Source organism: Vulcanisaeta sp. EB80, assembly GCF_002078205.2.
Window position 1 is genome coordinate 58,448 of record NZ_LCWN02000004.1, and the last position, 6,703, is coordinate 65,150.

The window sequence follows — 6,703 nt, forward strand, 5'->3', positions numbered from 1 at the left end:
ATGATATTTAACCCAATTAAAATGCCTTATCCAATGTAATGAATACTCGAAGGGCCAAATCCATTGCGGTGATTATAGCGTGGCTTCTTGTGATGACTTACCTGGCTTACTACTCAGGACGTGTTTTCGGTGTATTGACCTATGACGAGACACAACTCATGCCCAACAACATAGAGCCCATAATCGTGAGTAACATTGTTAATAGGTACATTGGTTCTTCTAACGAGACCACATTAATCGTTGTTATTAAACTAAATGGGTCTGGTAGTATATGGGGTAGGTTGGGTTATGTGGGTAATGTTGTGGATTCAATAGATGCACCAAATATTTCACTGGTTGACTTAATTACGGTATATAATGACGTTTATTCGAGGTACAACGAGAGCATAAATAACGCCACCAACGAAATCATGAGCAATGTCACGCAAAGCACCTGGAACCTATACTGGTCATTGAATAACCAATGTCGTGCGGTAATATCAATAAATAGGGAGTACTACTCAATGGTGAGTGATATTTCGAGAAAGATTGAGAACGAGCTTAATGCTACGCTGAATTACGATCAACTGCTTTATCAGGAAATCGGGAGTTACTACCTACGAAACTACCCCAACGCCTCGCTGGATACGTTATTTCTATTAACTACGAGGGATTACATAAATGAGTATGGGTATAGCCCCTACGTATACGAGCTTGCCAATAAAACGCTAAAGCAATTAAAGGGGCTTCTTGGCCCATCACCAACACCTTATCAATTAATTAGGGCTAACGTGACGGGATTATTATTGAATAATTATGAGGAGATTATTCGGCAGGAGTACCCAGGGCTTTACTCAGTAAGTAATGTCACAGGTTATGTGTATCAAAAGCTAATGGAGGAGGGCGTTAACGAGACAACGCTTAAACTAGCTGCATTAATCGGGCCTAACGCAAACATTAACCTGCTAAGGCTATTGATAGCCCAGGGGTTCGTTAATGAAACACCAGTCCTGCTTAAACCATACATTTACCAACTTGCCTGCAATAATAACACCTCAGTGGTTATTTCAGTAATTAATGAAGTACGTAATGGCATCACCACAGTATTAATGCGGCAATACTCACCACCGAACATCCTTAACTTGCCGGATAACCTAACCCAAAAATTCCTAAATGGAATCTACACCGTAGCCTTCATAACATTACCAAACAATTACGAGGATTACGTGTACAACCTGTTGGTTAGGAAGGATTGGGTTTATCCAGTCAGTACTGGGGTTATTTTGTACGAGCTTGAGAAGATAGTTACGAGCGATGTAAACATTATTGATAAGACCACGGCAATACTCGTATTCGTGACTATGATATCCATGCTGGGGACGCTGATAGGACCCATAGTGTCATTGACAGCCCTTGGGCTGTCATACCTCGCATCACTTGGTTTGCTGTATGGTTGGGCCGTGAATTTCAGGCTTTACTACCTAGCGGTTTACATGATCGCACCCATAATATTCGGGATAGGCGTTGACTACAGCATGTTGATCCTGAGCAGGTACCTTGAGGAGAGGATTAGGGGCTTTAGTAAGGATGAGGCCTTGAGGATAACGTTAAGTAGGGTGAGGCCCACGATATTAACCAGCGCCTCAGTGGTTGGTTTTGGACTTGGTAGCTTCGCAATATCTAGGTATGGGTATATCCAGGATATAGGTATAGGTTTCATAATAGCTGTTTCGTTCACGTTGATAGCCACAGCAATAGTACTGCCAGAGGCGATGAGACTACTTGGTGACTTGGTATTGTGGCCTATGGGTCTGAGGGCGAAGTCCGTGGAATTGAGGACTGCCTTCCTATCGAGGATGGCTAGGTTTGCTGTGAGGAGACCAAAGACGGTGTTGGTAGTATTTCTTGCAATAACCATTGTGGCACTTATATACCTGGTGACTACCATAAGCATAACCACGGACCCAGTGCAGGTCATGCCCAATACCCCAGCCAAGATCGGGCTCAGCATCTTGATTAATCATTTTAGGAATTACGACTACTCCACGGCATACCTGGTGGTTTATGGGAATGAAACCAGCGCATTGGCATTACTTAAGAGTGTTGAGGGGCAGAACTATGTAATTAATGCGTTCATGTCGTACAACGGCACAAACCTTTACATAATAACGGTTACGGTTAATCAGCAATCCCTATCGGACAAGCTCATACCCATATACATAAGCCTCAGGGAGTTGGCAAACGAGATATCGAGAGAGTACGGTGTTAAGGTGCTGGTTGGCGGATCCCCATCGTATAAATATTACTTCGTACTTGGCTTTGAGCGTGAGTACTACGGGTTGATACTCTACGTGATGATAGCAATCAATGTGGTGATACTCACGATATACATGAGGTCGGTAATGATACCCCTCAGGCTGGTGTCCACGGTACTCATGAGCATAACCTGGTCCTTAGCACTCACGACAGCCGTGTTCCAAGGCCTCATGGGTGTGAAGACCTACTGGTTACTGCCGGTGATCCTAATCTCGCTGCTGCTTAGTGTTGGTACTGACTACGACCTCTTTATAATCAGTAGGTTCAGGGAGGAGATAATTAATGGCTATAGTGATGATGAGGCCATAGTCAGGGCTGTGGAATTCACGGGACCGGTGGTCACTGGGGCTGCATTGGTGTTAGCCATGGCCTTTGCATCCCTAGCCCTCTCGAGCATATACATCCTTAAGCAAGTCGCACTTGCGGTGGCGTCTTCGGTGATCATAGACTCCTTCCTTGTCAGGCCATTGTTAGTACCCGCAATAATAGTCCTACTTGGTAAATACAACTGGTGGCCATTTAACCAAAAGTAAATTAAGAGCCCTAGTTGCTACTCTCAGTCATGGGTAGTAAGTACATTGCTTACCTACCTCGGTATGTCCGCCTTGAGGATGGTAGGAGATACGGTATACCGCTGAGCATGATAATGCGTGGGTTGAGGGATAGCGTTTTTGTTGTGAGGATACCGAGTGATGAGGTTGATGATGCGGCAATTGGGCTCATTAGGCGGGGGTTTAAACAAACATCGCTCGCTCTTAATAAGGGTGAACTATACAGTCTCGCGAAGAGGGTTTACGAGCCATGGGAGTTACACGTGAGGATATTCAATAATGGTTATGTGGAATCCGAGATTGAGGTGGATAGGGATTATCTACAGCACCTAACCGGTCCCAGATTCAACGTGATCTATGAAGCATATGAGGCGCTTAAGGGATTCACAAGTTACAGGAGGATATGTATTAAGCCGTTGGGTGAGTGTATTAACGATGTTATTGAGAATGTAGGTATAGAATTGAGGGCGCCAAGGGTGTTAATTCCATGGAAACCCCTTGTTGCGGCAGCGTCCTCCATGCTCCTAATACCCATATTAAGTAAAGTTCAGTTGCCCAATATACTGGGCAATGGGTTTGCTGGTCAATAATATTGTCTAAAGAGCTTTCTGCTTCCTATTTTTTACCGCGCAATGTTTATATATTATTCAATTCCAATTTAAAATTAATGACCACTCAGGATTCCAACACGATAGTTGGAATTGCAGGTAATGCAGACGTTAAGGAGATCGTTAAGTACATTGAGCACATAATCTTAACGGCACTCGATGCTAAACCCAGCGACTGTTTACTTAAGAATTACGGAACAATAACAATGAACGCCATAAACTCAATCATTAAGCTATTCCCTGAATTAAATAAGGAATTGAACGCATTAGTTAGTAAATTTACGGAAATACAGGAGGCAAGTAAGAAGTTGGTTGGTATTAAGGATGCCGGTGAGTATGCAGACAATGTAATAACAATATTTACCGTGTACAATGTGGATCCCGGGATATACGCGATATTCGCAGCATTCCAAGCCATGGAGGTTGCCAAGACCTGTGGAGATTCTGATGCGAAGTTCTTCCTCGTTAGAACATTATTAGCAGGCTCTTTGCCATTTAATTTGTATAGGTTACTACTTGATTACTTGAGTATGGATCATAGATTCACAGTAAACTTACTCAAGGCACTGCTTGAATCAATACATTAGAACCGTAAGTTCAAAATACCTTGCTTACTCAATTCGTATTTTCATGCTAAATAAAAAATAATTAAGCTTACTATTTATCCTCTAATATTTAGAACGCTTTATTGCATGTCCTCTTTAATTCATAAAGAAAAGAATAGAAAGGTATTTAAACAACCAATCACAATAGACATTGATGGAATCCAGTGTAGGTAAGGAAATCATAAACACACTTGAGGAGTTCATGGGTAGGGTTTACCCAGACGTGGTTGGTGCCCTGGTTGTCAGGCGTGATGGCTTACCTGTCGCATTTAAGGTTGGTGGTGAATTCAATGCCAAAATAGTCAGCGCCATGGTTGCCATAGCCAGAAGCACAATTGATAGGTTAGGTGCTGAACTCAATCTTGGCGAATCAGTAATAAACGTAGCACAATACACGAGAAATACGCTCCTAATTACGCCATTAAGCAAGGAGTTAATATTAGCAGCAATAGCAAAACCTGACCCAAACCTGGGATTAATATTAATCGAAGTGGAGAAACTAAAAGATAAATTAACAAAAATACTCGTGGAGTAAAGAAAAATATGAATTTTAAATAATTAAATAATTTACAGTAATTACATGAATCTAGATCATGTTGCAGACTTAGCCTATCTTGCGAATATGCCGACCCTGCCCTCAGTAACCATCTGTTCAATCTGCGATGGACTGGCCTCCTCCCTTTTTTGGGAGGTTTCCTCGCCGCCACCTTCATTTTGCATCCGGTGGCGGGTCATGGGGTCGCCCTGGGCCAGCATCGCAGGGCATCGCTCCAGTCTGGCCGTGAAGGTCTTTAGTACTGCGTGTATGTAATTCACGATAGGGTGTGGTATTATTGGGTTTGATTTTCCTTTATGCTTTCTCCAGTTCATGTTCCTGCTCAGGCTCTTCATGTTCCACCATACGCCTTTGACCCATCCCTCCGGTGTTACTTTCCACATCATATTCAACACAGATGCGTAGTCCCTATTCACATAGTGACCAAGTGGGCAGTAGAGAATGTGCCAGTCGTTGGTCTCCCTAAGCCTAACAAAGTGAACTGGGCATACCCTACTGTTTCTGTATGATGATACGTGGAATATCCTCGAACCCCTCTCCAAAGTCTTATCCCCAACAGCCCTCTCCACAGCCTTAAATGGGATTTGCTTGATTCTATGCCTGAGCTCACCCTTGCCCACGCCATTAATCATCTCGTCTTGTGGTTCCTCACCAAGCTCCTCGGTGACTATGATTGCCGGTGTTTTTGTTAGTTCATTAGCAACGTGCTTTATCCTCCCATCCTTCCTCCTCCCCTCCCTCAACATCTTCACGCGCTTCCTGTATTCCCTGGTGTTTGTCACATTCACGTACTTACCGTTTGGTAATGTGAAGTGTGGTTTTAGCCTCTCAATAATCGCATTCCTAATCTTTTCGTATCTCCTAGCCAACCTACCGAAATCAGTCCTTATTTCATACAATTGCGGCGTAGCGTACCGCCTATTCCAATCAACCACCTTGCCCACGGTGGTTTTAATGTCGATCCTGCCCACCGCAACGGTGTTCTCGTTTATATCGAATGCCACCACGCTTTGTGGTACCTCTTGCCTCGGCTTCAGCTTGAAGATGAAGACTGCGTACCACCTATTCAATCTACGCTTAATCAACAGCGTAGATGCGAGCTCGGCTTCCCCAGTTAGTACCCTCCACCAGTAGAGCCAGAAGCGCTTGTGCAACCTCAACCAAACCTCCCTCCTCCCACCAAGTAGGGATAGCTCAAGCCTAACCGGGGCTATTGATTTGACGAATTGTTCATAACCCCATGTGAACTCGGTGAACCTAATGGACACAGCCTTAACCTCAGGGTAGGGTTTGCTCGCCAAGCCCTTTCTTCTTCGCGCGATGAATGACTTGGCGATTTCAGAGGCTTGTTTAATGGCTTGGATTACTAGGTGAGAATGTAAGCCCTGATACTCACCCCTATACTTGCTGTAGAACAAGCCCTGGAGTTGTGTTGCACTCGTGACATTGTTCACAACGGCATATTCAGCAACATCACGAACGATGTTGAGGTATGCGGTCTCAATGGAGTGGAGTAGCTTATTGAGCTCTTTAGTGGTCTCAAGCTCGACGGCAATGGACCTACGTAGTGGTTTCCTTGTTTCATTGGTTGTGGTTTGTGGTGGCATGCCAATCACCTAGGCATTTCCTCACCCCCATTGCTTTAGCCGCCACACAATTCTGATACCATACATACTCGATGGGCATGGCTCCATAACCCGCAATCAACACCTCCATAAGCCAACAGCCAAGCCATTACGTAGACACCCAAACCCACACCAACAATCATTTCATCAATTAGATTTATAAGGCACCACGAACATGGGCACAAAACAGAAACACCAACCACACACGCAATAACGGCAACCACAACAAACACCCAACACAACAACACGCACCAAAAACAATGATAGAAAAACTACCAAGAGTAGTACTGACGTAAGGACCAACAAACCACCCAAACAAACCCAAGGCACAACCACCATAAAACCAAACAACCCACCACGGAAAGTCCCGGGTTCAAATCCCGGCGGCCCCACAAACCCACACCCACGGGGAACAAAGCACAAACACACGAAAGAAAGACGAAAAAAAAAAAAAAAAAAAAAA

Annotated in this window: 6 protein-coding genes; 4 read left to right on the forward strand and 2 right to left on the reverse strand. The window is 44.1% G+C overall.

Annotation, left to right across the window (positions count from 1 at the left end):
* The first annotated feature begins 38 nt into the window (after positions 1 to 38).
* The 4 genes from B7L70_RS01740 (at position 39) to B7L70_RS01755 (ending at position 4,594) form a co-directional block, all read left to right on the forward strand.
* On the forward strand, positions 39 to 2,828 hold the full coding sequence (locus B7L70_RS01740; RefSeq protein ID WP_081226178.1) for an MMPL family transporter: 2,790 nt from the start codon (positions 39 to 41) through the stop codon (positions 2,826 to 2,828).
* 29 nt (positions 2,829 to 2,857) lie between these two features.
* Positions 2,858 to 3,436 (forward strand): hypothetical protein, encoded by a 579-nt coding sequence (locus B7L70_RS01745; RefSeq protein WP_081226179.1) that lies wholly within the window; start codon positions 2,858 to 2,860, stop codon positions 3,434 to 3,436.
* Between the two features lie 77 nt (positions 3,437 to 3,513).
* Positions 3,514 to 4,041 (forward strand): hypothetical protein, encoded by a 528-nt coding sequence (locus tag B7L70_RS01750; RefSeq protein WP_081226180.1) that lies wholly within the window; start codon positions 3,514 to 3,516, stop codon positions 4,039 to 4,041.
* Between the two features lie 172 nt (positions 4,042 to 4,213).
* Positions 4,214 to 4,594 (forward strand): roadblock/LC7 domain-containing protein, encoded by a 381-nt coding sequence (locus B7L70_RS01755; RefSeq protein WP_081226181.1) that lies wholly within the window; start codon positions 4,214 to 4,216, stop codon positions 4,592 to 4,594.
* Positions 4,595 to 4,668: 74 nt separating this feature from the next.
* Here the strand turns inward: B7L70_RS01755 and B7L70_RS01760 are convergent, their stop codons facing one another.
* Together B7L70_RS01760 and B7L70_RS12945 are read right to left on the reverse strand one after the other, a co-directional pair.
* Entirely contained in the window at positions 4,669 to 6,222 is a 1,554-nt protein-coding gene (locus B7L70_RS01760) for a zinc ribbon domain-containing protein (RefSeq protein ID WP_143701488.1), read from the reverse strand.
* A 35-nt stretch (positions 6,223 to 6,257) separates the two neighbouring features.
* Positions 6,258 to 6,482 carry a hypothetical protein gene (locus tag B7L70_RS12945; protein ID WP_143701489.1) on the reverse strand — a complete coding sequence of 75 codons (225 nt, stop codon included), beginning with the start codon at positions 6,480 to 6,482 and terminating at the stop codon, positions 6,258 to 6,260.
* Positions 6,483 to 6,703: the final 221 nt, after the last annotated feature.